This is a genomic window from Streptomyces sp. NBC_01298, assembly GCF_035978755.1.
Lineage (GTDB): Bacteria > Actinomycetota > Actinomycetes > Streptomycetales > Streptomycetaceae > Streptomyces.
This window is the reverse complement of record NZ_CP108414.1, coordinates 7,921,957-7,947,712: the sequence shown is the minus strand read 5'-3', so window position 1 is coordinate 7,947,712 and position 25,756 is coordinate 7,921,957. Positions and strand designations below refer to the sequence as shown.

The following is a 25,756-nucleotide window of genomic DNA, read 5'->3' as shown; positions in this document are numbered from 1 at the left end:
TGTGCCGGCGGCGGTGTCAGTGGGCCAGGGCACGCAGATGGGCGCGGATCACGAGGACCGCGTTCTGCGCGTCGTCGACGGTGACGGTGAAGAGCTTGCCGTCGTCGAGCCGCAGCTCCAGGCCTTCGCCGCGCCGGACGATGACGGCGGTGCCGCGCTCGGGGCGCCAGCGGTAGCCCCATCCGCCCCACTGCTGCGGGGTGATCCGGGGCAGGTACTCGGCGGCCTCCACCTCGGTGAGCCGGATCCTGCGGCGCGGCAGCCCGATGTGCCCGCAGCGCACCTCGACGGCCTCGGCATCGACGGTGACGGCGGCGTGCACGAAGGCGAGGGTGCCGAAGAGGATGAGCAGGCCCGCGGCGAGACAGCCGATCACCGCCATGAGCAGCGCGACGATGCCGGCGTCCCAGGCGTAGTCGACGGCGATCTCGATCCCGAGCGCCAGAAAGGCCGCACCGGCTCCGGCGAGCAGCCACTGCACACGGTTGGAGGCCCGGCCCGTCCAGAGCGGCCCCGCAGGGTGACCCGTCATGTGTAGCAGCGTACTCACGTTCCGCAGGGACGCCACCGACCTCTCGACCCGAATCGCACGCGAGGTACTACGGGCCCGGCAGCAGGCCGACGAGCGCGTCGCGCAGGGCCGGGCGGCGGACGGTCATGAAGCGGTGCAGGGTCCGGGAGCCGAATGCCACCCGCTGGGCGCTGCGGCGGCGCTCGCCCTCGTACGCACGCAGGGCGGCGGGCAGTCCACCGGGACCGTGGACGGCGACCGCCCGGGTGAGGGCCTCCGCGTCGAGGAGCGCGGTGCAGGCGCCCTGGCCGAGGTTCGGGGTCATGGCGTGGGCCGCGTCGCCGACGAGCGCGACCGGTCCGGGTCCGGCCGTGCGGGTGAAAGCGGGCAGCGCTGGGTGGAGGTGGCGCATCCGGTAGCGGATCCAGGTCTGCGGGTCGGTGTCGGCGAGCACGCGCGGGATGGGGTCGTGCCAGTCGGCGAAGGCGGCCCGCAGTTCGTCGGCCGTGGTGGCCTCGGGGACGGTGGCGTACCAGTTGGTGCGACCGGGTTCGACCGGTGTCATCCCGAAGAAGCGGCCCCGGCCCCAGGTCTCGCCGTAGACGCCGGTCTCGAAACCGGCGGTGCCGATCCAGGCCGTGGTGCCGAGCTCGTGCGGCCGGCTCCCGCCGTCGAAGCGAGCGGTGCGGACCGCGCTGTTGATCCCGTCGGCGCCGACGAGGAGGTCGGCGTCCCGCACGGCCGAAGCCCCGTAGGCCCGGCCGTACGCGATCTCCGTGCCGCCGAGCCGTGCGAGTTCGGCGAGGAGCGCGTCGATCAGGTAGGGCCGTGAGATGAGGAGTTCGGGGCGGCCCGCCTTGCGTTCGATCCGCTCCAGCGGGAGGGCGGCCAGCACCCGGCCGTCGGGGCGCCGGATCAGCGCGTCGCGGTACGGGACCGCGCGCTCCCGCAGCGCCCCGCCGAGGCCGAGCCGGTCCAGCGCCGCCTGGGCGGTGGGGTGGATGCCGAAGGCGGTTCCGTACCGCTCCGGCTCGGCCCGGCGCTCCAGAACGGCCACCTCCCATCCGGCCCGGCGCAGGCCGATGGCGGTGGCGAGACCACCGACGCCGGCGCCGACGACCACCGCGGAGCCCCGCTCCGCGCCCTTGCCCACTGCGCTCGCGCCCATGGCGCACCCCCTCGTTCGAGCCGTCCCCACTCGACCACCACACCTGTGGTGCCACACCTGTGGTACCACGGATGTGGTTAAGCTGACAAGGTGAACCAGGACCGCAGGGACCGGCTGCGCGACGCGGCCATCGAGGTGCTCTCCGAGGCGGGTGGACGGGGCCTGACCCACCGGGCCGTCGACGCGGCGGCCGACGTGCCGCTCGGCACCTCCAAGAACTATTTCCCGACCCGCGACGCGCTGCTGCGCGCGGTCGCCGAGCGCTGCCTGGAGCAGTACCGGGAACTCGCCGCCCGGCTCGCCGGGGCCGGCCCCGGACCCGGCGACCGGGACGGACTCGCCGCGCTGCTCGCCGGACTGCTCCGCGATACGGCCGGACCCGGTCGGCCGCGCGTCGTGGCGTACATGGAGCTCCAGACCGAGGCGACCCGGCGGCCGTGGCTGGCCGCGCTGCTGGACCCGATCGCGGCGGCGGACTTCGCGGCGTTCGGGCACCTGCTGGCCGCCGCCGGACTGCCGGCCGGTCCTGAGCGGGCCCGCGCACTCACCCTCGCGCTGCACGGAGCCGTCCTCCACCTCCTGACGGGCGCCCCGGCCACCCTGGTCGCGGCCGGGCTGGACGACCTGGACGCCTTCGCCCGCGGTCTGCTGGACTCCGCATCCGCATCCGCATCCGCGTCCACGTCCGCCTCCGCGTCCCCCTCCCCCGGACCGAAGGAGTCGGGCTCGTGACCAGCCGCATAGACCGTGCCGTCGGAGCCGTGGTCGGCTCGGCGGCCGGGGACGCGCTCGGTGCGCCCTACGAGTTCGGGCTCGCCGGGCAGTTGAGCACCCGCGGCGAGGAGATGCGCGGGGGCGGCGGCTGGGATCCGGGCGAAGCCACCGACGATACGCAGATGGCCGTGCTGGTCGGCGAATCCCTGCTGGAGTGCGGCGGACTGGAACTGCCCGACGTCTTCACCCGGTTCCGGCGCTGGGCGGCGGGGGACCCCAAGGACATCGGGCTGCAGACGGAGATCGTGCTGACGAGCGGCGACCCGTGGGACCTGGCCGCCGCACTGCACTTCCAGGTCAACGCGCGGGCGGCGGGCAACGGTTCCCTGATGCGCGCCTCGACCTCGGCGGTGTACTTCGCCCCCCGCGGACGGGACGCGACCATGACCGCCGCCCGGCGGATCGCCGCGCTCACCCACGGGGACCGGGCCGCGTGGGAGGGCACGGCCGTCCTGCACGAACTCGTACGGGTGGCCCTGGACGGCGGGGACCCCCTCGCCGCGCTCCCCGCGACCTTGGCGCAGGTGCATCCGGACCACCGCGAGCGGTACGCACGGGTCCTGGCCCCGGACTGGCACCCTGACCTGGCCACCGAGTTCAACGGGGCGGTGTGGCCCTGCCTGGGCTCGGCGGTGTGGGCGCTGCGCACCACTTCGGGCTTCGCGGACGCCGTACGGGCCGCCGTGGACCTGGGCGGCGACACCGACACGGTGGCGGCGGTGACCGGGACCCTGGCCGGGGCGCGGTACGGCGCGGCGGCGGTCCCGGAGCCCTGGACGGCCCCGCTGCACGTCCCCGTGCCGGGCTACGGGGACCACGTACTGGACGCCGCCGGCCTACGGGACCTGGCCCGGCGCCTCGCGGAGGCCGGGGCCGCGGCTGCCGCCCGGGAGGCGTAGTCCCCGGGCGGCGGGTGCGGAACCGTCGGGCGATCGTCAGGCTCCCGTGGTGGAGCCCGGGCGGATGATCATCAGGACGGTCACCGTGGCCCACAGCAGGTTGAAGACCCCGGTGAGCATCGCGAGGCGAGCGGCGGACCGGGCACCGGGGCGGGGACCGGAATCGGATCCCTGCTGCGGCCCGTGCTCCTGCTCCTGCTCCTGCTCCTGCTCCTGCTCCTGCTCCTGCTCCTGCTCCTGCAGTGTGGTGAGGGCGGCGTCCTGGCCCGGAAGGATCAGCAGGGCGAGGACGGCGGCCGCCGCGGTGGTCAGCACGATCGAGACGATCAGCCATCCACTGCCGAGCACTCCGAGGCTGCTCGCCGTGGCGAACCCGAGGACCGGAACCGCGGTCCCGACGGCCGCGTAGACACGGCAGACGCGGTGCAGCAGCCGCAGGTTCGCCAGGGCGTCACGGTCAGCCGGGGCACCGGCGGCCGAGGCGCCGGTGGCGCGGCGCAGCGCCGCGGGGAACATGCTCGCGGCGACGGTGACCGGCCCGATGGCCAGGACGGCGGCGAGGACGTGGAGGGACAGGAAGAGCTTGGTCACGGGCGCGGCTCCGCTTCCGTCCGGACGCCGGTGGCGCGGCGCCGGCCGGTGACCTTGGACGCCGGCAGGCGGCCGGCCCGGCGCAGGAGCTCGACTACGGCGTTGATCCGGCCGATGGGTGTGGAGACGGTCAGGTCCCAGGTTCCTTCAACGGACATGCTGTGGTTCTTTCCTCGGGGTGCGGGGCGAGCGGGCACGCGGGTGGGGAGGGGGCGGGAAGGGCAGGGACGCTTCGGTCAGAAGCCGACCGGGGCCGGGCCCCGATCGCGCCAGACGGTGCCTCGGCGTTCGTGGGCGAACAGCTCCTCGACGGCTTGCGCGATCCTCGGACCCACCTCGCGTTCCAGCAGGTACAGGCCCAGGTCGAGTCCGGAGGTGACACCGGCGCCGGTGACGAGGTCGCCGTCGTCGACGACGCGGGCGCGCACGGCGTGCGCGCCGGTGGCGTCGAGCATGTCCAGGCCCAGGTGGTGGGTGGTGGCGTGGCGGCCCTCCAGCAGGCCGGCCATGGCCAGGACGAGCGAGCCGCCGCACACGGCGGCGACCGTCATCCGCGGATTCGCCATCGCCGCCTTGAGCAGCGCGGGCAGTTCGGTGGTCAGGGTGCGGCCGATCAGGACGGGGATGAACTCCTCCTCCCGCCACGCCCCCTCGCCCGCTTCGAGGTCCGCGACCTCACCCGGTTCTCCGACACGGCCCGAGGCGCCGGGAACCAGCACCAGGCCCGCCCGGCCGGGGTCCAGAGCGCCCGTGGCGCGCAGCACCAGTCCCCCGGTGCCGCTGACCACCTCGCGCGGTCCTTCGGCGGAGACCAACTCCACGCTCACCGCGCCGCCGGATGCGGCGCCCCCTGCGTGGAGCACCTCGTAGGGGGCGATGACATCGAGGGGATCGAAGCCGTCGAACAGGACGATCTGGGCGTGCATGAAGGGTTCCTCCGCGTGCGGCGGTCCGGTCCGTGCCGGGCTCGCCCTTGACGCTATGGGTCCCGCGGCCACCGTCCCAGTGGCATTAACGACACCTTCCAACGGGATAACGCCATCACCCTGTAAACCTCCTCCGACCTGCCCAAAGATGCGTTCGGAGGCTTCTACGGCCGCTCATCGAGACCAGTTCCCGGGTATGTTCTGGCCATGCACACCGTCGCCGTCCTCGCCCTGGACCGGGTGATCCCCTTCGATCTGTCCACCCCGATCGAGGTCTTCACCCGTACCCGCCTGCCGGACGGCCGCCCGGGCTACCAGATCCGGGTGTGCGCGGAGCGGCCGGAGGTCGACGCGGGTTCCTTCGCCCTGCGCGCGCCGTGGGGACTGGAGGGGCTCCAGGGCGCGGACACGATCATCGTGCCCGGTACCGACGTCCCCACGGCCCCGCTCCCTCCCGCCGTCCGGGCCGCGCTGCTGGCGGCGGCCGCGCGGGGCACGCGCATCGCCTCGATCTGCTCGGGCACGTTCCCGCTGGCCGCCACCGGGCTCCTGAACGGCCTGCGGGCGACGACCCATTGGATGGCGGCCGACCTCCTCGCCGCCACCTATCCGGAGATCGAGGTCGACCCGGACGTCCTGTACGTCGACAACGGCCGGATCCTCACCTCGGCCGGCGCCGCCGCGGGCCTGGACCTGTGCCTGCACATGATCCGCAAGGACTACGGCTCGGCGGTCGCCGCCGACACGGCCCGGTTGTCCGTCATGCCCCTGGAGCGGGAGGGCGGGCAGGCGCAGTTCATCGTGCACGACCACGCGCCCACCCCCAGGGGTTCCGTGCTGGAACCCCTGCTGGCCTGGCTGCAGGAGAACCTGGCCTCCGACCTCACGCTCGCCGACATCGCCGCCCGCGCCGGAACCAGCACGCGGACCCTGATCCGCCGCTTCCGCGAACAGACCGGGACCACTCCGCTCCAGTGGCTGCACCGCGCCCGCATCCGCCAGGCGCAGCACCTCCTGGAGACCACGCGGCATTCCGTCGAACGCATCGGCGCCCAGGTCGGCTTCGGCTCGCCCACCGCCTTCCGCGACCGCTTCAAACGCACCACCGGGGTCAGCCCCCACGCTTACCGCCGCGCGTTCAGCTGACCTCCGCGCCTCCCGGCCCACCTGGGTGCGGGACGGCTCCCGCACGGGCGCTGCGACGCCCGATCCCTCGGAGGTCGGTCACCCGGTGGCGGGTCACCCGGTGACGGGTCCCCCGACGACTTCCCCGACGCCGGTGCTCCGCCCGGCCAGCAGACGGCCTTCGGCGTACCCGAGGGCCGGCTGCGGCAGCCCGCCGGGGCGGCCGCTGAGCAGGACGGTCAGGCTGCCGGTGGCCGGCAGGCCGGGCTCCGGGCGGGCTCCGAGCCGGCGCAGGGCCTGGACGGCGACGGGCTCGGCGGAGCCGTGGAAGACGTACGCGCCGCCGCCGGTGCGCCGGTCGAGCGCGGCCCGGATGGGGGCCTCGACCAGCTCGTAGTGGGTGCAGCCGAGCACCACGTCGGTGACGTCGGGCGGGGTCAGCGCGGCGGCCGCGGCGACGGCCCGTACGACGGCGGCCTCGTCGCCGGTCTCGACGGCGTCGGCCAGCCCCGGGCAGGGCACCTCGGTGACGCGCGCGCCGTCGGCGAAGTCACGGATCAGGCCGCGCTGGTAGGGGCTGCCGGTGGTGGCGGGGGTGGCCCAGATGGCCACGCGCCCTCCGGCGGCCGCGGCGGGCTTGATCGCCGGTACGGTCCCGATGACCGGGATCGCGGGCTCCAGTGCGGAGCGCAGCGCGGGCAGGGCGTGTACGGAAGCGGTGTTGCAGGCGACGATCAGCGCGTCCGGCCGGTGCGAGGCGGCGGCCCGCGCGACGTCGAGGGCCCGCCCGGTGAGGTCCTGCGGGGTCCTCGGACCCCAGGGCATCCCGTCGGGGTCACAGGACAGCACCAGGTCCGCGTCCGGCCGCAGCCGCCGCATCGCGGCGGCCGCCGCGAGGAGGCCGATACCGGAGTCCATGAGGGCGATCTTCACTTGGTCACCTTAATCGATCCCCCCACCCCCACCCCAGGCAACAGGCCCACCACCCCCGCGCACGCAGGACCCGGCCGCCGGACCCCGGTGTCCCGCCGGTCCCCGCGGCCGTGCTCGCGGCACACTGCCGGGATGGGTTATCTCCTCGTCGCCGCGTGCGCCTCGCTCGCCGTCTGGCTCTGGCTCACCCTCGGCCAAGGCATGTTCTGGCGGACCGATACGCGCCTGCCTCCCCGGCACGCCCCCGCCCGCTGGCCGTCCGTCGCGATCGTGGTCCCGGCCAGGGACGAGGCCGAGGTGCTGCCGTACAGCCTGCCCTCGCTCCTCGCGCAGGACTATCCCGGCGCAGCCGAGGTCATCCTGGTCGACGACGGCAGTACGGACGGCACGGGCGAGCTCGCCCGGCGGCTCGCCGACGCGCACGCCGGGCTGCCCCTGACGGTCCTCTCCCCCGGCGAGCCCGGCGCCGGCTGGACCGGCAAGCTCTGGGCCCTCCGGCACGGCATCGCACACGCCCGCTCCGGCGCCCGCCCGGGCCCGGCCACCGGCCCGGGTCCGGCCGCCCGCCCGGGTCCCGGCCCGGATTCGCGCCCGGGTTCCAGCCCGGGCCCCGACCCCCACCCCAGCCCCGGCCCCGGCCCCGGCCCCGAGTACCTGCTCCTCACCGACGCCGACATCGCCCACGAACCCGACAGCCTGCGCGAGCTCGTCGCCGCCGCGACCTCCGCCGACCTCGATCTGGTCTCGCAGATGGCCCGGCTGCGCGCCGTCAGCGTCTGGGAGCGGCTGATCGTGCCGGCCTTCGTGTACTTCTTCGCCCAGCTCTACCCCTTCCGCTGGATCAACCGCCCCGCCTCCCGCACCGCGGCAGCCGCCGGAGGGTGCGTCCTGCTGCGCACCGAGGCCGCCGTGCGGGCCGGGATCCCGGAGTCGATCCGCCAGGCCGTCATCGACGACGTCTCGCTCGCCCGGGCGGTCCGGCGCACCGGCGGGCGGATCTGGCTCGGCCTCGCGGAGCGGGTGGACAGCGTGCGCCCGTACAGCTCCCTCGCGGACCTGTGGCGGATGGTCTCGCGCAGCGCCTACGCGCAACTGCGCCACCAGCCCCTCCTCCTGGCCGGGACGGTGGCCGGGCTCGTCCTGGTCTACCTGGTGCCGCCGGCCGCGCTCCTCGCCGGCCTCGCCGCCGGCCGGCCCGCCGTCGCCTGGGCCGGCGGTCTGGCCTGGCTGCTGATGGCCGGGACCTACCTGCCGATGCTGCGCTACTACCGCCAGCCGGCGGTCCTCGCGCCGCTCCTCCCGGTCACCGCGCTGCTCTACCTCCTGATGACCGTCGACTCGGCCGTGCAGCACTACCGCGGACGCGGAGCGGCGTGGAAGGGCCGTACCTATGCCCGCCCCAGTGATGCCTGAAACCGGACCCCACCCTTCAACTTCACGTCCTTCGAGGTCACGGGGTTGTGACGCTTCGTCAGCGCGAGGTCGGCGCACCATCGGTGCAACACCCAACCGGTCAGTACGAGTAGGAGCAAGACGGGGCGGAAGTGGCCAAATCGTGCACGTGAACAAGAAGTGAAAGCTGTGGCCCTGACCTGCGAATATGCAGGTCAGGGCGGTGTTGACGGAACCTCGCTATGGACCCGGTGAAGTCGTGGGCTTAACTTAGGTCCATGACCTCCCCCCGCTCCACTTATGGCGGCGGTTACTACTCCGCGCCCTCCTTCCCGGACACCCCTATCTACGACTCCCTCGTCGCCGAACGCGGGACCCCGCAGATCGCCCCGATCCGGGTCCCCGCCGCCTACGACTCCCCGAGCTCCGGCTACTCGAGCGGTGGGTACCTCCCGGCCCTCGCGTCCGCGCTCCCCGCCCTCCCGGCGGCACTGCCGCCGGCCCGGCCGCAACAGCAGCAGGCCCCTGCGTACGGGTACCCGTACCAGCAGCAGGCCGCGCCCCAGCAGATGCCGCACATGCAACAGATGCAGCAGATGCCGCCCATGCCGCAGCCCATGTCGATGCCGATGCCGCTCCAGCAGGCGCCGGTGCCGTACGTGCCGCAGCAGCCGCAGCCGTTCGCGGCCCGCACGGGGTACGTTCCGCAGCCCCAGCCGCAGCAGCCCCGCCCGGTCGCCACGGGCACCGGGTACGAGGCGATGCGCCCGGCCGCGCCACGTCCGATGCAGGCGCAGCCCGCGCCCGTACCGGCCGCCTCGTTCGAGGACCCGTACGGTCGTCCGTACCAGCCGCAGGGGCGCGGTTACTGACCGCCGCGCCGGGCCGGCCCCCCGCGACGAGGTCGCCGCGGAGTCCGTGAGGGAGGCTGGCACTATTTGCCCATGGTGAAACTGCGTGTCCAGGCGCTCCACGTCCATCCCGTCAAATCGGTGGCGGGGACGGCACCCGATGAGGTGGCCGTGGAGCCCTGGGGTCTGTCCGGTGACCGCCGTTGGGCGGTGGTGGACGCGGAGGGCGCGGTCATCACCCAACGCCAGCAGCCGAGGCTGGCCTTGGCACGGGCCCGCCCGCTGGGGGGCGGCGGGTTCGAGGTCTCGGCGCCGGGCATGCCGGATCTGACGGTGGAGGTCCCGGGGCGGGGTCCGCTGGAGCCGGTGATGCTCTTCGGCAAGAAGATCGAGACCGTCGAGGCGGCGCGGTCCGCCGCCGACTGGTTCACCGCGTACCTGGGCGTTCCGGCCCACCTGGTCCACCTGGACGACCCGGCGGTCCGCCGGCCGGTCGATCCCCAGTACGCGCTGCCCGGCGAAACCGTGAGCCTCGCCGACGGCTATCCGCTGCTGATCACCACCCTCGCCTCGCTGGACGCCCTCAACGCGCTGATCGCCCGGGGCGGCCATCCGGACGAGGGTCCGCTCCCGATGAACCGGTTCCGCCCGAACGTGGTGGTGTCCGGAGCCGAGGCGTGGGCCGAGGACGGCTGGGAGCGCGTCGCGATCGGCGACGCCGTCTTCCGCGGGGCGCGCGAGTGCGGGCGCTGCGTCGTGACGACCACCGACCAGACGACGGCGCTCCGGGGCAAGGAGCCCCTCCAGACCCTGGCCAGGCACCGGCGGATCGGGAAGTCGCTGGCCTTCGGGCGGCTGCTGGTGCCGGTGCGGCTGGGGACCCTGCGGGTCGGCGACGAGGTACGCGTCCTGGCGTGAGGGCGCGCGAGGGACCGATGAGCCGCCAGAGGGCCGGTGAGACCACCCGGAATGACACCTTCGAGGGGCTCTCGCGCCACCCTGGAACCAACCGCCACTGCCTGCCCGTTGGAACGTTCGGGACGTGCGTACCGGATCGGGTGACACACGTCTCGCGCGTCCCGGAATGCGGGTGGCCGGGGCATGCGGGAGGCTGGGACGGCAGGCAGGCGCAGACTGGCACAAGTAGGGGGAGCCGGACCGTGCGGACAGCAATGGGAGTGTGGCGCTGGCGGCGCAATCCGCTGCGCCGCCAGACGGATCTATTCGAGGCATGGGTGGCCTTCGCGGCGCTGGTGTGCGTCCTGTTGGTGGCCCCGGCCATCGGCTGCGCGGCCGGCCTGAGGGTGGACGGCACCCTGCAGCGAGCCGTGCGCGAACAGCGCCAGGAGCGCCATCTCGTACCGGCGGTGGTGGTCCGGCCGACACCGGATCCGCTCCTCGGCGCGGCCACCGAACCGGCGGCGCAGCGCCAGGCCCCGCAGCGTACGCAGATCGTCGCCTCGTGGACGGCGCCCGACGGCAGCAACCACCAGGGCACGGTACCGGCCGCGGAGGAACCGCCGCATCCCGGCGACCGGTTCCGGATATGGACCGATACGCACGGCCGGCTCGTCGGGCAGCCCCTGGATCCCTCCTCCGCCAGTTTCCACGCGGGCACGGCCGGGCTCGCCGCGGCCCTGGGCATCGCCGCGCTCGTGGAGACGCTTCGCCGTCTGGTCGTACGAAGGCTCATGCATCGGCGGTACATCCGCCTGGACCGCGCGTGGGCCGCGGCGGGACCTGACTGGGGCCGGGCGGACGCGGGCAACTGACCTGGCAACTCACCGGCTCCGCGCGCGCTACGGTGGAGCGCCGGAGCGGCTGCTCCGACCAGCGGCCGGACACGACCAGCAGCCGGGCACACGGAACCGGACACACGGAACACGAGGGTGGGGGCACGACAGCACCATGGCTCAGGGCACGGTCCAGGTGACGCACGGCGGTTCTTCGCGGTGGCGTCGCCGCTCCGGTGATTATCCGACGCTGACCGCCGCGCTGGCCGCGGCGGGCGACGGCGACGTCCTGTCCATCGCGCCCGGCACCTACCGGGAGAATCTGGTGCTGCACCACGCCGTGACCCTGCGCGGCCCGGAGGGCTCGCTGGGTTCGGTGCGGATCGCACCGCTCGACGGGGTGGCGCTGACCGTCCGCGCCTCGGCCGTCATCCAGGACCTCCATCTGGAGGGCCAGGACCCCACGGCGCCCGCGCTCCTCATCGAGGACGGCTCCCCGGAGCTCACCGACCTGCGGGTGAGCACCCGCTCGGCGGCCGGCATCGAGGTCCGCGGGAGCGGTGCGCGGCCACTGGTCCGGCGCTGCACGGTGGAGAACTCCGCCGGAACCGGCATCGCCGTACTGGACGGCGGCGGCGGGGTGTTCGCCGACTGCGAGGTGGTGGCCGCCGGCCAGACCGGCGTCTCCGTGCGCGGAGGCGGCCGCCCCCGGCTGGAGCGCTGCCGGATCCACCACGCCACGGGCGCGGGCATCGCCGTGACCGGCGACGGCTCGGGCCTGGAGGCGCTGGGCTGCGAGGTCTACGAGATCAAGGGCGCCGGCGTGCAGGTCGCCGCCCGGGCCACGGCCGTGCTCACCGACTGCGCGGTCCACCGCACCACGGCCGACGGGGTCACCCTCGACACGGACGCCGTCCTCACGCTCGCGGGCTGCGACATCCACGACATTCCGGAGAACGCGGTCGACCTGCGCTCCCGCTCGGTGCTCACCCTCAGCCGCACCACCGTCCGCCGCTTCGGCCGCAACGGTCTGTCGGTGTGGGATCCGGGCACCCGCGTCGTCGCCGACTCCTGCGAGATCCACGACAGCACCGGCGACTACCCCGCCGTCTGGATCAGCGACGGGGCCGCCGTCTCGCTGGACTCCTGCCGGGTGCACGACGTACCGGACGCGCTGTTCGTCCTGGACCGGGGTTCCCGGGTGGACGTCGTGGACAGCGACATCTCCCAGGTGCGCAACACCGCCGTCTCGGTGAGCGACGGGGCGACGGCCCAGCTGGACGACTGCCGGATCCGGGAGGCCGCCACGGGCGCCTGGTTCCGCGACCACGGCAGTGGCGGCACCCTCGCCAACTGCTCCATCGACTCCGTCCAGACCGGCGTGATCGTCACCAAGGGAGCGGACCCCGCGCTGGAGCGGTGCACGGTCAGCTCCCCCGCCGAAGCCGGCTTCTACGTGTCCGCGGGCGGGCGCGGCACCTTCACCGCGTGCCGGGTCACGGGCAGCGCGGGCTTCGGTTTCCACGTCATCGACGGCTGCCGGACCTCCCTGCACCGCTGCCACACCGAGCGCTGCGCGCGCGGGGGCTACGAGTTCGCGGAGGACGGCCCCGTCGCCGAGGACTGCACGAGCGACGAGTCCGGACCGCGGCTCGCGGCCCGGTCGGCCTCCGGTGCGGGCGCCGGCCCGGGTCCGGGCACGGGCGTGGGCTCGGCGGCGGCCGGGGAGCGTACGGGGATCCGTACGGTATCGGCGGCGCCCGGCCCCGCGGCCACGGCCACGGCCGAGCGGGTGCCGGCCCAGCGGCCGGCCGACGAGGCGGACGACGCCGCGGCCGGGCAGAGCGCGGCCCGCGGTTCGGTCGAGGTGCTGGGGCACCTCGACGCGCTCGTGGGACTGGACAGCGTCAAGCGCGAGGTCCGCGCGCTCACCGACATGATCGAGGTGGGCCGGCGCCGCCAGGAGGCGGGGCTCAAGGCCGCCTCGGTCCGCCGCCACCTGGTCTTCACCGGCTCCCCCGGCACCGGAAAGACCACCGTGGCCCGGTTGTACGGGGAGATCCTCGCGTCCCTCGGGGTGCTGGAGCGCGGCCACCTCGTGGAGGTGTCCCGGGTCGACCTGGTCGGCGAGCACATCGGATCCACCGCGATCCGCACGCAGGAGGCCTTCGACCGGGCCCGCGGCGGGGTGCTGTTCATCGACGAGGCGTACGCGCTGGCGCCCGAGGACTCGGGCCGCGACTTCGGACGCGAGGCGATCGACACGCTGGTGAAGCTGATGGAGGACCACCGGGACGCGGTGGTGGTGATCGTCGCCGGGTACACGGCGGAGATGGACCGCTTCCTCACCGTGAACCCGGGGGTGGCCTCCCGCTTCTCCCGCACCATCACCTTCGGGGACTACGGGCCCGGCGAGCTGCTGCGGATCGTGGAGCAGCAGGCCGAGGAGCACGAGTACCTGCTCGGCGAGAAGACCTCCGAGGCACTGCTGACGTACTTCACGGACCTGCCCAAGGGCCCCGCCTTCGGCAACGGCCGCACGGCCCGCCAGACCTTCGAGTCGATGGTCGAGCGGCACGCGGGACGGGTCGCACAGCTGTCGGAACCGAGCAAGGACGATCTCACCCTGCTCTACCCGGCGGACCTCCCGGAACTCTGACCGGACGCCTCCTCCCCGGACGCCGAGCGACAACTGACGGTCCGACAGCTAAGGTGACAGCCCGCCGCCGGACGCCGCCGGCCGGCCGTCGAACCGAGGGAGTTCCCCATGGCCCGCCGACTCCGCCCCGTAGGGCTGGACTTCATCGAGGTGGCCCCCGTCCGGCTGGTCTTCGCCGGCCGTACGACGGCCGCTCCCGAGGACGTGTACCGGGCGCTGGCCGAGGAGCTGGAGGGCTGGCCCAGCTGGTTCCGGGCCGTCACCCTGGCCCGGCCCACCCACGGCGGCGCCGGGCGCGAGATCAGGCTGGCGGGCGGGGTCCGCTTCCAGGAAACGATCATGGCCGCGGATCCCGAGCGCCGCTACGCGTACCGGGTCGACGAGACCAACGCCCCCGGCATACGGGCCCTGCTGGAGGAGTGGCACCTGTCCCCCTCCGGCTCCGGCACCCACGTCCAGTGGACCTTCGCCGCGGACGGCCCGACCGCGGTCCGCCTCGCGCTCACCGCCGCCCGGCCCGCACTCGGGCACTCGTTCCGCTCGGCGGTCCGCGCGCTGGACCTTCGGCTGGCGCAGCGGCGGCGCGGGGCGGATCAGTAGGGGGCCAGCCGCCCGGAGGAGCCGTCCGGGCGGATGCCGACGATCTGGTCGATCCCCCGGTACCGTTCGGCCAGATCGCCGTAGCCCCCGGCCGTCCACACCCGGAGGCGGAACTCGTGCAAGGTCAGGGCCGCCCCTTCACCGTCGAAGTGGACCCTGGCGCAGCGTGCGCAGTACCAGCCCTGGAGCCAGAGCCGCTCGGCGGCGGGCAGGCCGGGCCGAACCTTGGCGCTGTACGCCCGGTTCGCCAGGGCGATCGCGGCGAAGAGACAGACGGCGCCCAGGAGCGCGACCGCCGAGATCACGCCGAGGAGGAGCAGGTCCGACTCCGTCCCGGGGGCCTCGTCCCATCCCGGGTACGGATACTCCGGCCCGGGCTCCGTCGTGAACCAGTGTCCGGCCAGGGAGCCTGCCAGGAAGGTGCCGATCGACACGAGCACCAGGACCGCACCCAGGCAGCCTCGCCCCTGGACGGACGGGGTGGGCGGGGTGGGCGCCAGGGCCCGGGCCAGGCGCGAGACGACCTCCCGGTTGACCGTCCGCCGGTCGCTGCCGGCACCGGTCTCCTCGCGGACCTCGCGGTGCCCCTCCAGGAACACCGCCTGCACCGCCCGTACTTCGTCGCAGGCGCCGCAGCCGGGACACACGGGGAGCGAGCGCGCCTCCCGGTCCGGCCTGTCGTACTCGATGCCTGCCATGGTCCGTGGTCCCCCCGAGGCCGCCGTGATCGAAGTCCGCACAGCGTAAGCAGTCGGCGCCGCCCTGCCTACGGGTTTCTCGCTACGGGCCCGCCCGTCCCGGTTCAGACCGCGGGGTGCCGCACGGCCAGGTCCCCGTAGCCGCCCGCCGACCAGACCCGGGTGCGGAACTCCTGCAAGGTCATGGCCCGTTCTCCGGCGAAGTGCACCGTGCCGCAGCGGCCGCAGTACCAGCCGTCGGCCCAGACCCGGTCGGCGGCCACCCGGCCCGGTTCGGTCCGGCGGCGCCAGACCCGTTCCGCCCGGCCCGACAGGGCCAGCAGGAGGGGGGCCAGGACGAGCGAGGCCGCCGAGATCCAGCCCAGGTAGGTCGTGGGGTCCTCGACTCCCAGGGGGAGGTCACCGTCGCCCCCGTAGAACCGCGGGAACCCGTCGCCCTGGAACCACTTCCCCGCGATTCCGCCCCAGATGAACGCGCCGACCGCCACCAGGACGGACAGCACGCCGAGGCAGCCCTTGGTGTCGCCGTCCGGCTCCTCCGGGGCGACGGCGAGTGCCTTGGCCAGCGCCGAGTTCTCCTCGCGGAGCGTGACGCTGTCGTCCTCGCCGCCCCCGCGCTCCACCCGCATCTTGGCCTTGGACCGCAGGTACGCGGCGGACACGCCGAGCACCTGGTCCTCCCGGCCGCACCGGGGGCAGGCCAACCCCGCCTCGCCGCCCACGCCTTGGCCCCGTAAGCCCTTGCCGTCGCCGTCCGTGAACTCCGCCATGACTCCCCGCCCCGCCCCGCGCCGCGCCGCGCCCGCCCAAAGTCAGCACAGCGTAGCCAGCGGACCGGGCACGGACCAGGCGGCCAGGGCAAACGTTTCAGCCGATGGGCTCGCTCCACACGCCGGTCTCCAGCATGGTCTCGAGCGTCCGCGCGTACGGGGTGATGTCGAGCCCCTGCTCCGCCAGCCACGCGTCGGAGTAGTACTTGTCGAGGTAGCGCTCGCCGCCGTCGCAGAGCAGGGTCACGACGCTGCCCGTGCGGCCCTCCGCGACCATCTCCGAGATGATCTTCAGCGCGCTCCACACCCCGGTACCGGTGGAACCGCCCGCCTTGCGGCCGATCACCCGCTCCAGCGCCCGGCACGCCGCGACGCTGGCGGCGTCCGGGACCCGCATCATCCGGTCGATGGCCCCGGGGACGAAGCTCGGCTCCATCCGGGGCCGGCCGATGCCCTCGATCCGCGAGCCGCAGTCGCTGGTCGCGTGCGGGTCGCCCAGGGTCCAGCCGTCGAAGAAGCAGGAGTTCTCCGGGTCCGGGACGCAGATGCGGGTGTCGTGCTGCATGTAGTGCACGTAGCGGGCGATCGTCGCGGAGGTGCCGCCGGTGCCGGCCGTGGCCACGATCCACGCGGGCTCGGGGTAACGCTCCAACCGCAGCTGCTGGTACATCGATTCGGCGATGTTGTTGTTGCCGCGCCAGTCGGTCGCCCGCTCCGCGTACGTGAACTGGTCCATGTAGTGGCCGCCGGTGCGGGCGGCGAGCTGGGCCGACTCCTCGTACATCTTCATCGAGTCGTCGACGAAGTGGCACTCGCCGCCGTGGAACTCGATGAGCCGGCACTTCTCGGGGCTCGTCGTGCGCGGCATGACGGCGATGAACGGAACGCCGATCAGCTTGGCGAAGTAAGCCTCCGAGACCGCCGTGGACCCGGACGAGGCCTCGATGACGGGGCGGCCGGGCCGGATCCAGCCGTTGCAGAGGGCGTAGAGGAACAGGGAGCGGGCGAGACGGTGCTTGAGGGAGCCCGTCGGGTGGGTGGACTCGTCCTTGAGGTACAGGTCGATGCCCCAGGCCTCGGGGAGCGGGAAGCGCAGCAGGTGCGTGTCGGCGGATCGGTTCGCGTCCGCCTGCACCTTGCGGACGGCCTCTTTCAGCCAAGCTCGGTAGTCCGCGTCGCTGCGGTCGACGTCGATGGTCGTGGCGGTCGTACCGGTGGTGGTGCTCATGCGCCGTGCTCCTTCGTACTTCTCGATGTCCCGAGTGCGCGCCGGGCATCTCAGCCCACCGCCCGCTTTCGAAATGTACTCCGCCCACCTGCACAAACGGTCACTTTGGGTATCTATGCGAATCCCTTTCGATCGCGTTCGGTTGCATACCGCCCCACAGTGGGTGACCCTGGGGAGGCGTCACCGAGGGTGCAGCACCCGTAACACTGATGTCGGGGAGTCGCAGCCGTGATCAGTCATTCCCGCAGGCACTGCGTCGTCGAACTGCAGGCCCTGCCCTTGCGGATCGGACAGATCCGCCGAATCGTTTCGGCGCAACTGCGCCACTGGCAGCTCGACCCGCTCATCGACCGGGCCGCGCTCGGCGTGACGGAGCTGCTCAGCAACGTCCACCGTCACGCGCAGCCGGACAAGACCTGCACGGTCGAGATCGAGCTGCGCCTCGGCCGGCTGACCGTGTCCGTCTACGACAGCGATCCCCGCCTCCCCCAGCTCAGGGACTCCGCGGCCACCGGGGCCACCCTGCCCGCGGCCGCTTCCCCGGCCGCCGCCCCGGTCGACGCCCTGGAGACCTCCGGCCGCGGGCTCGCGCTCGTGGAGGCCCTCAGCGAGGCGTGGGGGGCCCGGCAGCAGGACGACTGCCCGGGCAAGGTGGTGTGGTTCTCCCTGCGCGCCGCCCCCGGGCCGGCCGCGCCGGAACACCACCCGGTGCTCCTGGCGGAGAAACCGGCGCACCGGGTCGCGAAGAAGCCCGTACGGGAACCCGCGCCGGCCCCGTCCGTCGCCGCACCCCCCGAGCCGGTCTCCGCCGGCCTGTCGGTGACGGCCTCGGTCGGCGCCCGGCCCGGGTAGCCTCCGGTCGCCGAACCCGCCCGGAGCCGTGGGAACAGCGGTCAGGCCGCCGTGCCCAGGGTCCCGAGCGGGTCGTCCAGCACCGGCTGCCACGCCAGCTCGGCGGCGCCGACCAGGCTGTTGTGGTCGAGCGTGCAGGGCAGGATCGGCACGCCGCCGCTGCGCCCCCACAGGCTGCGGTCCGCTACCACCGCGCGCAGCCGCTCGGGGTCCGCGTAGAGCAGCTCGCGGTGGAGTCCGCCGAGGATGATCCGGTCCGGATTCAGGATGTTGACCAGGCCCGCGAGGCCCAGGCCGAGCCGGTCGATGAGCTCCTCGGTGGCCGCCCGTACCCCCGGGTCCGCGGACTCCTCGCGCAGCAGGTCGCGGGCCTGCTGGAGCAGGGACACCTCGGGGCCCGGGGTGCGCCCGGCGGCGGTGAGGAAGGCCAGCGGGTCGGCCTCCACGTCGAGGCAGCCGCGGCTGCCGCAGTGGCAGGCCCGCCCCTCGGGGTTCACGGTGAGGTGGCCGACCTCCAGGGCCAGGCCCGAACTCCCACTGTGCAGGCGGCCGTCCAGGACCAGCGCGCCGCCGACCCCGCGGTGTCCGGTGGCCACGCACAGCAGGTGCTGCGCACTGCGGCCGGCGCCGTGGCGGTGCTCGGCGAGCGCGGCGAGGTTCACGTCGTTGCCGGTCAGCGCCGGGCCGTCGATGCCGGCCTCCTTCACGCAGTCGGCGAAGATGGCCCGGACGGGGGAACCGGCGGGCCAGGCCAGGTGCAGCGGGTTCAGCGCCGTCCCCTCCGGCTCCGCGACCGCCGAGGGCACCGCGAGGCCGGCGCCGATGCAGCGCCGGCCGGTCTGCGCGAGCAGCGCGGCCCCGGCTTCGACGACCGCGCCGAGCACCTGCGCGGGGTCGGCCGACACGGGGACCCGACCGGGAGCCGTGGCCACGATCCGGCCGCCGAGGCCGACCAGGGCGGCCCGGAACCCGTCCGAGTGCACCTGCGCCGCCAGGGCCACCGGGCCGTTCTCGTCCACGGAGAGCCGGTGCGAGGGACGGCCCTGGGTGCCGCCGGCCCCACCGGGGCGGGAGTCCACGCGGATCAGGCCGAGCGCCTCCAGTTCGGCGGCGACGGCGCCGGCGGTGGCGCGGGTGACGCCGAGTTCGGCGGTCAGGACCGCACGGGTCGGGGCCCGGCCGGTGTGGACCAGCTCCAGCGCCGGGCCGAGCGCGCCGCGGCCCCGCTCCAGCTTGGTCCGCGCGGAACCGGCTGCCGCTGCCGCTGCCGCCGCTGCTGCCGCCGTGGGAGCCGCGGCGGACCCGGAGGCGGACGCCGAAGCGGACCCCGGGGCGGATGCCTTCGGCGCGACGGACGCGTCGGACGCGTCGGCCCTGGCGGGTCCCCCGGCACTGCCGGATCCCTCATCCGTGCCGGCCCCTGCGGTCCCGTCCGTCCCCGCGGACACCGCGGTCACATCCCCCACCCGCCGCGGGGCCCCGTTGCCGTTCATGACAGCGATCCTCGCATGATCGGAGCGCCGAGGACGCCGCCCGCTATCCGAGCCCGCCAACCCGGAGCGTGATGTTCAGCCGCCCGGTCAGCCCGAGGCCCGGCGGAGCGGTGCCGGGCAGGACCTTCGGCACCCCGTGGAAGGCCCGTCGGACCGGCCCGCCGAAGACGAACAGATCCCCGCTGCGCAGCTCAACGTCCCGATACGGACGCCCGCGCGAGGCGGTGTTGCCGAAGCGGAAGAGGCAGGAATCACCCAGGCTCAGCGAGACCACCGGGGCATCGGAGGCCTCCTCGGCGTCCCGGTGCATGCCCATGCGGGAGTCGCCCTCGTAGAAGTTGACCAGCGCGATGTCGTAGGCGATGGCCGGATCCGGAGCCCGCCCGTACGCGTCGGCCACGGCGCCGCGGCCCAGCTGCGCGAGCCAGTCGGGCATCGCCTTGACCGGAGCGCCGTCCCCGTCGACGGCCGTGGGCGCGTATCCGTACGGGTACCAGTGCAGCCCCAGGCACACCTGTCGGGCGCTCATCGTCCCCCCGCCCGGGGTGCGCACCGTGCGCAGCCCGGCGGGCGGCCGGGCCCACCCCCGGCACGCTTCGACCAACTCCCGCTGCCGCCCCGGCCCCAGCCAGTCGGGCACGTGCACGGCGCCGGGCACGATCTCGGTGCGCTCGCGCGGGAAGAGCTCGCCGTCCGGATTGCCCATGACCTCCACCACCTGCTCTTTCGTCCCCTCGGCGGCCTCTCCCCGTGCCCTCCATCATCCTTCGTTGTGCGGGCCCGCGGGCGGCTGAGAGACTCCCGCCATGGAGATCATCAGCTATGTGAAGACCGTGGCCCGCGAGGGCGAGCAGCTCGCCGACCTCGCCGAACGGGCCGGTACGGACGCCCTCGTGCCCACCTGTCCGCAGTGGCGGGTCGCCGATCTGCTGCGCCACACCGGCTCCGTGCACCGCTGGGCCACCGGATACGTGGCGCAGGGCCTGAGCGAGCGGGCTCCCTTCCCGGACGCGCCGGAGCTGGTGGGTGCGGACCTGCTGGCCTGGTTCCGCGAGGGCCACGCGACGCTGGTACGGACCCTGACCGGAACCTCCGCCGACGCACGGTGCTGGACCTTCCTGCCGACCGCGCCGCCTTCGCCGCTGGCCTTCTGGGCCCGCCGCCAGGCGCACGAGACCACCGTGCACCGGATGGACGCGGAAGCCGCGCTCGGCGTGCCCTTCGGGGCCGTGGACCCCGGTTTCGCCGAGGACGGGGTGGACGAGCTGCTGACCGGGTTCCACGCGCGGCCGCAGAGCCGGGTACGGACGGCGGAGCCGCGGGTGCTGCGCGTACGGGCCTGCGACACGGGCGCGGTGTGGACCGTACACCTGTCGCAGGAGCCCGCCCGCACGGTACGCGCAGACGCCCACGGCGCGGACGGCGCGGAGGCCGACTGCACCCTGACGGGCGAGGCCGCCTGGCTCTACTCGGCGCTGTGGAACCGGCAGCCGCTCACCGGGCCGGGCGTGACCGGCGACGCGGAACTGGCCCGGCTCTGGGTGGACACGGCCGGAATCTAACCCCCGGGCGCACCGGGAGCGCCCTTGTCGTGGTGCGGCTCGGGCGGCGAGACTGCGCACATGGAACGACGTAGCCAGGCCGACCGGGACGCGGTCACCATCGAGATCGTGTTCGCCTTCGTCAGCGGCGCCTTCGCCGCCGGACTCGTCTTCGCGGCGCTGTACGGTCCCGCCCTTGCCTTCGACCTCTCCTCCACGACGGACCGGACCCTGGCGATGGTGGGCGGCGTCCTGGCCGCGACGGTGTTCCTGCTCCGGATCACCCACGTCCTGTGGCGCTTCGCCCGCCGCCCGGGAAGGGACGGCGGCCCGGCGTGATCCCTGACGTCCCCGGCCGTGCAGGGCGGGCGTCCGCGGTGCGGGTGTCGCTCCTGGTGCTGTACACACCGCGGCTGGAGGAATGCCGCCGGTTCTACGGGGACCTCGGCCTGGCCTTCACCCCGGAACGCCACGGCCGCGGACCGGAGCACTACGCCGCCGTCCTCCCGGACGGCATGGTCATCGAGCTCTATCCGGCCCGGGACGACCGTCTCACCGGCGCCCTGCGGCTGGGCCTGGCCGTCCCGGCCTTCGACGGCTCCGCCACGCGGCCGCGGCTCGCGCCGGGGCGCCAGCGGCTCGTGGATCCCGACGGCCGTACCGTCGAGATCACCGCCGTCGGGCCGACGGAGGCCGGCTCAGCCCAGGGTTGAGGCGTACGAGGTCTGGGCGCGGTACTTCCAACCGGGCTGCGCGTCCCAGGGGTTCGGCATCTGCGCGCTGGTGGCGTAACCGTATCCCGCGCCGCGCTCGAAGGCCGTACGGAGCGTCGCGCGCATCGCGGGGGCGTCCGGGACGTCGTGCACGAGGTGCCAGAACGCGGTGCCGCTCGGGTCGAGTTCGGCGCCGGAGCGGTAGCCGGTGAGCGCGTTGAAGACGTTGCCGCCGAGCCAGCCGGCGCCCGCGTAGGCCGCGTAGGTGTCCTCGAAGGTGACGAAGACGTCGGCGGTGCGGCGGCCGGGCTCCAGGAAGCAGTCGGCGATGGCCGTCCCGGGGTTGTTGACGACCAGTTCCGGCGTGCCGGGGGCGACGGCCTCCATGGTGTCCTGCACGTAGCGGCGCAGCTCCGCGTAGTGGTCGCGGGTGGCGTTGGCCGGGCCGCAGTCGCGGCTGACGACGTCGAAGAAGATGCCGTCCACGTGGAGGCCGTCGGGCGTCTTCAGGTAGTTGTCCACGGAGGCCTTCACGGCGGCGATGTCGCGGTTGCCGTGATCGGTGTGGACGTAGCCGAGCACCTTGGTCTTCTCGCCGGTGGCGGTGGTGCCGGTGCGCAGGACGTCGGCTCGGGCCCGCCAGGGGGCGTCGAACGGGGAGTCGCCGTTGCCCGGGTTGAGGACCACCACCGAGGCGGCCGGGCTGGTGGCGGTGAGATCGACGAGCATCGGATCGTTGGCCCAGACGTACGCCGGGACGGCTATCTCCAGGCCCCGTACGCCGGCCGCCCGGGGCGTCGGTCTCACCTCGGGGGTCGGAGCCGGGGCGAGGGCCGGGGTACGGTCCCGGGCCTGGGACCGGCCAGGCTCCGAACTCGCCGACGCGGTGACGGCCGGCGCCGGCGCGGCGAGTAAGAGGGTGGCCAGGACGGCGTAAACGGCCTTCGCGGCGCGGGTCATGACTGCTCCTCGGGGCGACGGCAGAGCGACGGAGGGGCCGGCGCCGGGGCGATGGCCGGGCGCCGGGGAAGGCAACCGGGGCGGACCCCGGCCCGAGGAACACTAGACGGGCCGCCGGGCGCACCAGGGCCGATTCCCCGGCTTCCGTAGGAGGAACTGACAAGCGAACTTTCCCCGACCCCGCCGCTGCCGCCCGGCCCCGCCCTATACGGCGGGCAGTCCGACCCCGTGCGCCAACTGCCCGGCGGCGTGCGCGAAGAAGGCGTCCCGGTCCTCGACGACCCGGTTGAACTGGCCGAACAGCTCGAAGGAGATCAGCCCGACGAGCTGTGCCCAGGCGGCCACCAGGGCCGCGGCGGCCTCGGGGGGCAGCCCTTCGGCGAAGTCCGCGGCCATGCGGGCGGCTTCGGGGCGCAGCTCGGCGGGGAGCGGCGGGAGGGCGATGCCACGGCCCTCGTAGGCGGCGCGGACGATGCCGATGAGGGTGTTGCCCACGCGGGAGGCCGGGCCGACGGTGTCGATGGGTGCGGTGTAGCCGGGGACGGGCGAGCCGTAGATGAGGGCGTACTCGTGCGGGCGCTCCAGCGCCCAGGCGCGTACGGAGGCGCAGACGGCGGCCCAGCGGGCGCGGGGGGTGCCGCCGGCGGCGAGCGAGCGGGCGTCGGCGGCCTCGGCGGCGGCGCCGACGCTGTTGTAGGCGTCGACGATGAGGGCGGTGAGGAGCTCGTCGCGGCTGGGGAAGTAGCGGTAGAGGGCGGAGGAGACCATGCCCAGCTCGCGGGCGACGGCGCGCAGCGAGAGCTTGGCGGCGCCCTCCGCGGCGAGTGCGCGGCGCGCCTCGTCCTTGATGGCGGCGGTGACTTCGATGCGGGCTCGTTCCCTCGCCCCTCGCACGGTGCTCATGGGGGCCAGTGTGCCACGCGGCCAGAGCACCGCCCACCAACAAGAGCGGTGCACCATTTCGAGAGCACTGCTCTTGTTTTGGAGCGTCGATCCGTGCACACTGTTCTCAAGCGAGAGCAGTGCTCTCCCAAACGCCCCGGAGGCCACCATGAACGCGCCCAAGCCGTACTACGTCCAGGCCGGCCCGCTCGGCACCCGCTTCAACGCCCTCATCGGCAAGCTGGCCCGCTCGGGCATGAGCCTGGCCGGAACGGCCGAGCTGTCGGTGCGCGGCCGCACCTCCGGCACGATGCAGCGGATCCCGGTGAACCCCTACCTCCAGGACGGCACCCGGTACCTGGTCTCCGCCCGCGGCCACTCCCAGTGGGTCCGCAACATGCGCGCCGCGGGCGGCGGCGAACTCCGGCTGGGCCGCACCGTGCAGACCTTCACCGTCACCGAACTCACCGACCCGGCCGAGCAGGCCGTGGTCCTGCGCGGCTACCTGAAGAAGTGGGGCTGGGAGGTCAACCGCTTCTTCAATGGAGTCACCGCGAAGTCCTCCGACGCCGACCTCCGGGCCGCCGCCCAGGACCACCCGGTCTTCCGCATCACGATCACCCCCTGACCCGTCCCGCGCACCCACCCCGCCCCTCCTGCCGCCAGCCCCCGACCCTCCGACACCCGTCCGCCGGCCTCCGACCCCCGGCACCCGGCGCCCGCCCCTCCGGCCGCCAGCCCCCGGCCCTCCAGCACCCGTCCGCCGGCTTCCGACCCTCCGGCCCCCGACCCTCCGGCAACCGGCAACCGGCAACCGGCAACCGGCAACCGGCAACCGCAACGCGGCGGCGGCCTCGCCGACTACCCCCGGCAAGACCGCCCCATTCCGCACTTCACCGCCACCGTTCTCCACCGGAGACGGCGACTTCACCCCGGGTCCAGCCCTGGGATCAGCCTCGGGCTCAGCCCTTGGCCCCTCCCTGCTCCCCGGACCCGGAATCGGACCCGGAATCGGACCCGGAGCCGACCTCGGCGCCGGCCTCAGCGCCGGCCCCGCCCCGGACCCGCGCCTGCCGTGCGTCCAGCACGTGCAGGGCCTTGCGCGCCAGCGGGTACGTACGCACCATCTCGGCCAGCGTCAGCGAACCCCGCGCGATCCGCGCGAAGGCCAGCCAGGCCGGCCGGAAGCCGGTGATCGCCGCGTGCAGCAGGCCCGGCTTCGCCTCGAAGAGTTCCAGCATCCGCTTGCCGACGCCCATCTCCACACCCAGCCCCGCCTTGACGGCGAAGGCGTAGTTGAGGGCCTGGCGGCGCGCGTCCACCGGGTCCTGCGCCTCGGAGATCTTCACGGCCCACTCCCCCGCGAGCCGCCCCGAGCGCAGCGCGAAGGAGATGCCCTCCCGGGTCCACGGCTCCAGCAGTCCGGCCGCGTCGCCCGCGACCAGGACCCGCCCGCGCGAAAGCGGCGATCCGGGCTTGCGGCAGCGAGTCAAGTGCCCGGAGGAGACCGCCGGTTCGAAGCCGGACAGGCCCAGCCGGGCGATGAAGTCGTCCAGGTACCGCTTGGTCGCGGCGCCCTCGCCCTTCGCCGAGATGACCCCGACGGTGAGGGTGTCGCCCTTGGGGAAGACCCAGCCGTAGCTGCCGGGCAACGGACCCCAGTCGATGAGGACCCGGCCCTTCCAGTCCGCGGCGACCGTCTCCGGGACGGGGATCTCCGCTTCCAGGCCGAGGTCGACCTGGTCCATTTCGACGCCGACGTGCGCACCGATCCGGCTCGCGCTGCCGTCCGCGCCGACCACGGACCGGGCCAGCACGGTCTCGCCGTCGGCGAGGATCACCGCGACGGTCCGCCGGTCCGGTACGGACGCCCCGTGCTGTTCCACCCGCGCGACGGCCGTACCCGTGCGGACCGTGGCCCCCGCCTTCTCCGCCTCGGCGACCAGCGCCGCGTCGAACTCGGGCCGGTTGATCAGCCCGAACAACATCTGCTTCGAGCGCCGGGTCCGGGCGAACTTCCCGTCGAGCGAGAAGGTGACCGCGTGGACGCGGTCCTTGAAGGGCAGCACGAAACCCGGCGGGAGCGCATCGCGCGAGGGGCCGATGATGCCTCCGCCACAGGTCTTGTACCGGGGCAGTTCCGCCTTCTCCAACAGCAGAACGCGCCGCCCCGCGGCGGCCGCCGCGTGCGCGGCCGAGGATCCGGCCGGCCCGGCCCCGACCACGACCACGTCCCACACCTCGCCGGTCTCCCCGGCCGTCTGCGCGTCCGCCCCCTGAGCGGTCTGTCCTGCCGCCGCGTCGCGTACGTCGCCGCTGTCGCTCTCGTCGCTGCTCACGATGTGCTGCTGCTCCTGATCATGCGGTTCATGCCGTTGCTCCGATGCCGGGGAAATCCTACGGCGCGAGATCGACTGCCCCGTTGTGCGAGGATCGGAAGAGTCCTTTGCCGTAGCC

Annotated in this window: 28 protein-coding genes; 14 read left to right on the top strand and 14 right to left on the bottom strand. The window is 74.1% G+C overall.

Going from position 1 to position 25,756, the window contains the following annotated elements:
• Positions 1-16: 16 nt before the first annotated feature.
• Both OG730_RS36360 and OG730_RS36355 read right to left on the bottom strand, forming a co-directional pair.
• Positions 17-532 carry a hypothetical protein gene (locus tag OG730_RS36360; RefSeq protein WP_327308238.1) on the bottom strand — a complete coding sequence of 172 codons (516 nt, stop codon included), beginning with the start codon at positions 530-532 and terminating at the stop codon, positions 17-19.
• A gap of 67 nt (positions 533-599) precedes the next feature.
• Positions 600-1,679 carry an FAD-dependent oxidoreductase gene (locus tag OG730_RS36355; RefSeq protein WP_327308237.1) on the bottom strand — a complete coding sequence of 360 codons (1,080 nt, stop codon included), beginning with the start codon at positions 1,677-1,679 and terminating at the stop codon, positions 600-602.
• Positions 1,680-1,769: 90 nt separating this feature from the next.
• On the opposite strand from OG730_RS36355, the gene OG730_RS36350 reads away from it, so the two are divergent.
• A complete protein-coding gene (locus tag OG730_RS36350; protein ID WP_327308236.1) occupies positions 1,770-2,411 on the top strand; it encodes a TetR/AcrR family transcriptional regulator in 642 nt (213 codons plus the stop codon).
• Positions 2,408-3,352: an ADP-ribosylglycohydrolase family protein gene (locus OG730_RS36345; RefSeq protein WP_327308235.1), complete on the top strand. Its 945-nt coding sequence runs from the start codon at positions 2,408-2,410 to the stop codon at positions 3,350-3,352. The genes OG730_RS36350 and OG730_RS36345 overlap by 4 nt, the downstream gene beginning before the upstream one ends.
• Before the next feature lie 36 nt (positions 3,353-3,388).
• Here the strand turns inward: OG730_RS36345 and OG730_RS36340 are convergent, their stop codons facing one another.
• From OG730_RS36340 to OG730_RS36330, 3 genes are all read right to left on the bottom strand, one after another.
• Positions 3,389-3,943 carry a hypothetical protein gene (locus OG730_RS36340; RefSeq protein ID WP_327308234.1) on the bottom strand — a complete coding sequence of 185 codons (555 nt, stop codon included), beginning with the start codon at positions 3,941-3,943 and terminating at the stop codon, positions 3,389-3,391.
• Positions 3,940-4,101 carry a hypothetical protein gene (locus OG730_RS36335; RefSeq protein WP_327308233.1) on the bottom strand — a complete coding sequence of 54 codons (162 nt, stop codon included), beginning with the start codon at positions 4,099-4,101 and terminating at the stop codon, positions 3,940-3,942. The genes OG730_RS36340 and OG730_RS36335 overlap by 4 nt, the downstream gene beginning before the upstream one ends.
• Positions 4,102-4,179: 78 nt before the next feature.
• On the bottom strand, positions 4,180-4,869 hold the full coding sequence (locus OG730_RS36330) for a DJ-1/PfpI family protein (RefSeq protein ID WP_327308232.1): 690 nt from the start codon (positions 4,867-4,869) through the stop codon (positions 4,180-4,182).
• Positions 4,870-5,076: 207 nt separating this feature from the next.
• On the opposite strand from OG730_RS36330, the gene OG730_RS36325 reads away from it, so the two are divergent.
• Positions 5,077-6,015: a GlxA family transcriptional regulator gene (locus tag OG730_RS36325; protein ID WP_327308231.1), complete on the top strand. Its 939-nt coding sequence runs from the start codon at positions 5,077-5,079 to the stop codon at positions 6,013-6,015.
• Between the two features lie 93 nt (positions 6,016-6,108).
• On the opposite strand, the gene OG730_RS36320 is transcribed toward OG730_RS36325, so the two are convergent.
• Positions 6,109-6,927 carry a glutamate racemase gene (locus tag OG730_RS36320; protein WP_327308230.1) on the bottom strand — a complete coding sequence of 273 codons (819 nt, stop codon included), beginning with the start codon at positions 6,925-6,927 and terminating at the stop codon, positions 6,109-6,111.
• A gap of 132 nt (positions 6,928-7,059) precedes the next feature.
• Between OG730_RS36320 and OG730_RS36315 the strand changes: the two genes are divergently transcribed.
• The 6 genes from OG730_RS36315 to OG730_RS36290 all read left to right on the top strand — a co-directional run bounded on the left by OG730_RS36315 (position 7,060) and on the right by OG730_RS36290 (position 14,162).
• Positions 7,060-8,340 carry a glycosyltransferase gene (locus tag OG730_RS36315; RefSeq protein WP_327308229.1) on the top strand — a complete coding sequence of 427 codons (1,281 nt, stop codon included), beginning with the start codon at positions 7,060-7,062 and terminating at the stop codon, positions 8,338-8,340.
• 257 nt (positions 8,341-8,597) lie between these two features.
• The gene (locus OG730_RS36310) at positions 8,598-9,191 is read left to right on the top strand and encodes a DUF6643 family protein (RefSeq protein ID WP_327308228.1); all 594 of its coding nucleotides are present in this window, start codon (positions 8,598-8,600) and stop codon (positions 9,189-9,191) included.
• A 72-nt stretch (positions 9,192-9,263) separates the two neighbouring features.
• Positions 9,264-10,088 (top strand): MOSC domain-containing protein, encoded by an 825-nt coding sequence (locus tag OG730_RS36305; protein ID WP_327308227.1) that lies wholly within the window; start codon positions 9,264-9,266, stop codon positions 10,086-10,088.
• 242 nt (positions 10,089-10,330) lie between these two features.
• Entirely contained in the window at positions 10,331-10,942 is a 612-nt protein-coding gene (locus OG730_RS36300) for an Rv1733c family protein (protein WP_327308226.1), read from the top strand.
• A 136-nt stretch (positions 10,943-11,078) separates the two neighbouring features.
• Positions 11,079-13,562, top strand: coding sequence for a right-handed parallel beta-helix repeat-containing protein (locus OG730_RS36295; protein WP_327308225.1), 2,484 nt, complete (start codon positions 11,079-11,081; stop codon positions 13,560-13,562).
• 108 nt (positions 13,563-13,670) lie between these two features.
• Positions 13,671-14,162 carry an SRPBCC family protein gene (locus OG730_RS36290; protein WP_327308223.1) on the top strand — a complete coding sequence of 164 codons (492 nt, stop codon included), beginning with the start codon at positions 13,671-13,673 and terminating at the stop codon, positions 14,160-14,162.
• On the opposite strand, the gene OG730_RS36285 is transcribed toward OG730_RS36290, so the two are convergent.
• From OG730_RS36285 to OG730_RS36275, 3 genes are all read right to left on the bottom strand, one after another.
• Positions 14,156-14,860, bottom strand: a complete 705-nt coding sequence (locus tag OG730_RS36285; RefSeq protein ID WP_327308222.1) for a hypothetical protein — start codon at positions 14,858-14,860, stop codon at positions 14,156-14,158. The genes OG730_RS36290 and OG730_RS36285 overlap by 7 nt on opposite strands.
• 104 nt (positions 14,861-14,964) lie before the next feature.
• Positions 14,965-15,630, bottom strand: coding sequence for a hypothetical protein (locus OG730_RS36280; RefSeq protein ID WP_327308221.1), 666 nt, complete (start codon positions 15,628-15,630; stop codon positions 14,965-14,967).
• A gap of 97 nt (positions 15,631-15,727) precedes the next feature.
• Positions 15,728-16,858 (bottom strand): L-cysteine desulfhydrase Cds1, encoded by a 1,131-nt coding sequence (locus OG730_RS36275; protein WP_327308220.1) that lies wholly within the window; start codon positions 16,856-16,858, stop codon positions 15,728-15,730.
• Between the two features lie 228 nt (positions 16,859-17,086).
• On the opposite strand from OG730_RS36275, the gene OG730_RS36270 reads away from it, so the two are divergent.
• Positions 17,087-17,710, top strand: a complete 624-nt coding sequence (locus tag OG730_RS36270; RefSeq protein ID WP_327308219.1) for an ATP-binding protein — start codon at positions 17,087-17,089, stop codon at positions 17,708-17,710.
• Between the two features lie 41 nt (positions 17,711-17,751).
• Here OG730_RS36270 and OG730_RS36265 read toward each other — a convergent pair whose 3' ends face one another.
• Together OG730_RS36265 and OG730_RS36260 are read right to left on the bottom strand one after the other, a co-directional pair.
• Positions 17,752-19,203, bottom strand: coding sequence for an ROK family transcriptional regulator (locus OG730_RS36265; protein WP_327308218.1), 1,452 nt, complete (start codon positions 19,201-19,203; stop codon positions 17,752-17,754).
• A gap of 43 nt (positions 19,204-19,246) precedes the next feature.
• Complete coding sequence (locus OG730_RS36260) at positions 19,247-19,909, bottom strand: alpha-ketoglutarate-dependent dioxygenase AlkB family protein (RefSeq protein WP_327308217.1); 663 nt, start codon at positions 19,907-19,909, stop codon at positions 19,247-19,249.
• Positions 19,910-20,009: 100 nt separating this feature from the next.
• Here OG730_RS36260 and OG730_RS36255 point away from each other — a divergent pair, with 100 nt between their 5' ends.
• The 3 genes from OG730_RS36255 to OG730_RS36245 are packed head-to-tail and all read left to right on the top strand — an operon-like array spanning position 20,010 to position 21,457.
• The gene (locus tag OG730_RS36255) at positions 20,010-20,765 is read left to right on the top strand and encodes a maleylpyruvate isomerase family mycothiol-dependent enzyme (RefSeq protein WP_327308216.1); all 756 of its coding nucleotides are present in this window, start codon (positions 20,010-20,012) and stop codon (positions 20,763-20,765) included.
• Between the two features lie 60 nt (positions 20,766-20,825).
• Complete coding sequence (locus tag OG730_RS36250; protein WP_327308215.1) at positions 20,826-21,083, top strand: DUF6332 family protein; 258 nt, start codon at positions 20,826-20,828, stop codon at positions 21,081-21,083.
• Positions 21,080-21,457: a VOC family protein gene (locus OG730_RS36245; RefSeq protein ID WP_327308214.1), complete on the top strand. Its 378-nt coding sequence runs from the start codon at positions 21,080-21,082 to the stop codon at positions 21,455-21,457. The genes OG730_RS36250 and OG730_RS36245 overlap by 4 nt, the downstream gene beginning before the upstream one ends.
• Here OG730_RS36245 and OG730_RS36240 read toward each other — a convergent pair.
• Complete coding sequence (locus tag OG730_RS36240; protein WP_327308213.1) at positions 21,443-22,417, bottom strand: spherulation-specific family 4 protein; 975 nt, start codon at positions 22,415-22,417, stop codon at positions 21,443-21,445. The genes OG730_RS36245 and OG730_RS36240 overlap by 15 nt on opposite strands.
• A 204-nt stretch (positions 22,418-22,621) precedes the next feature.
• Positions 22,622-23,320, bottom strand: a complete 699-nt coding sequence (locus OG730_RS36235) for a TetR/AcrR family transcriptional regulator (RefSeq protein WP_327308212.1) — start codon at positions 23,318-23,320, stop codon at positions 22,622-22,624.
• Positions 23,321-23,468: 148 nt separating this feature from the next.
• On the opposite strand from OG730_RS36235, the gene OG730_RS36230 reads away from it, so the two are divergent.
• A complete protein-coding gene (locus OG730_RS36230) occupies positions 23,469-23,927 on the top strand; it encodes a nitroreductase/quinone reductase family protein (protein WP_327308211.1) in 459 nt (152 codons plus the stop codon).
• Between the two features lie 334 nt (positions 23,928-24,261).
• Here the strand turns inward: OG730_RS36230 and OG730_RS36225 are convergent, their stop codons facing one another.
• The gene (locus tag OG730_RS36225) at positions 24,262-25,539 is read right to left on the bottom strand and encodes a geranylgeranyl reductase family protein (RefSeq protein ID WP_327309565.1); all 1,278 of its coding nucleotides are present in this window, start codon (positions 25,537-25,539) and stop codon (positions 24,262-24,264) included.
• Positions 25,540-25,756 lie beyond the last annotated feature (217 nt).

Bases quoted from the DNA above. Each gene is read 5' to 3' on its own strand.
- OG730_RS36315 (WP_327308229.1), top strand. From the start codon at position 7,060: ATGGGTTATCTCCTCGTCGCCGCGTGCGCCTCGCTCGCCGTCTGGCTC.
- OG730_RS36275 (WP_327308220.1), bottom strand. From the start codon at position 16,858: ATGAGCACCACCACCGGTACGACCGCCACGACCATCGACGTCGACCGC.
- OG730_RS36310 (WP_327308228.1), top strand. From the start codon at position 8,598: ATGACCTCCCCCCGCTCCACTTATGGCGGCGGTTACTACTCCGCGCCC.
- OG730_RS36360 (WP_327308238.1), bottom strand. From the start codon at position 532: ATGACGGGTCACCCTGCGGGGCCGCTCTGGACGGGCCGGGCCTCCAAC.
- OG730_RS36285 (WP_327308222.1), bottom strand. From the start codon at position 14,860: ATGGCAGGCATCGAGTACGACAGGCCGGACCGGGAGGCGCGCTCGCTC.
- OG730_RS36230 (WP_327308211.1), top strand. From the start codon at position 23,469: ATGAACGCGCCCAAGCCGTACTACGTCCAGGCCGGCCCGCTCGGCACC.
- OG730_RS36260 (WP_327308217.1), bottom strand. From the start codon at position 19,909: ATGGGCAATCCGGACGGCGAGCTCTTCCCGCGCGAGCGCACCGAGATC.
- OG730_RS36235 (WP_327308212.1), bottom strand. From the start codon at position 23,320: ATGAGCACCGTGCGAGGGGCGAGGGAACGAGCCCGCATCGAAGTCACC.
- OG730_RS36290 (WP_327308223.1), top strand. From the start codon at position 13,671: ATGGCCCGCCGACTCCGCCCCGTAGGGCTGGACTTCATCGAGGTGGCC.
- OG730_RS36330 (WP_327308232.1), bottom strand. From the start codon at position 4,869: ATGCACGCCCAGATCGTCCTGTTCGACGGCTTCGATCCCCTCGATGTC.
- OG730_RS36355 (WP_327308237.1), bottom strand. From the start codon at position 1,679: ATGGGCGCGAGCGCAGTGGGCAAGGGCGCGGAGCGGGGCTCCGCGGTG.
- OG730_RS36250 (WP_327308215.1), top strand. From the start codon at position 20,826: ATGGAACGACGTAGCCAGGCCGACCGGGACGCGGTCACCATCGAGATC.
- OG730_RS36295 (WP_327308225.1), top strand. From the start codon at position 11,079: ATGGCTCAGGGCACGGTCCAGGTGACGCACGGCGGTTCTTCGCGGTGG.
- OG730_RS36305 (WP_327308227.1), top strand. From the start codon at position 9,264: ATGGTGAAACTGCGTGTCCAGGCGCTCCACGTCCATCCCGTCAAATCG.
- OG730_RS36265 (WP_327308218.1), bottom strand. From the start codon at position 19,203: ATGAACGGCAACGGGGCCCCGCGGCGGGTGGGGGATGTGACCGCGGTG.
- OG730_RS36255 (WP_327308216.1), top strand. From the start codon at position 20,010: ATGGAGATCATCAGCTATGTGAAGACCGTGGCCCGCGAGGGCGAGCAG.
- OG730_RS36335 (WP_327308233.1), bottom strand. From the start codon at position 4,101: ATGTCCGTTGAAGGAACCTGGGACCTGACCGTCTCCACACCCATCGGC.
- OG730_RS36280 (WP_327308221.1), bottom strand. From the start codon at position 15,630: ATGGCGGAGTTCACGGACGGCGACGGCAAGGGCTTACGGGGCCAAGGC.
- OG730_RS36325 (WP_327308231.1), top strand. From the start codon at position 5,077: ATGCACACCGTCGCCGTCCTCGCCCTGGACCGGGTGATCCCCTTCGAT.
- OG730_RS36240 (WP_327308213.1), bottom strand. From the start codon at position 22,417: ATGACCCGCGCCGCGAAGGCCGTTTACGCCGTCCTGGCCACCCTCTTA.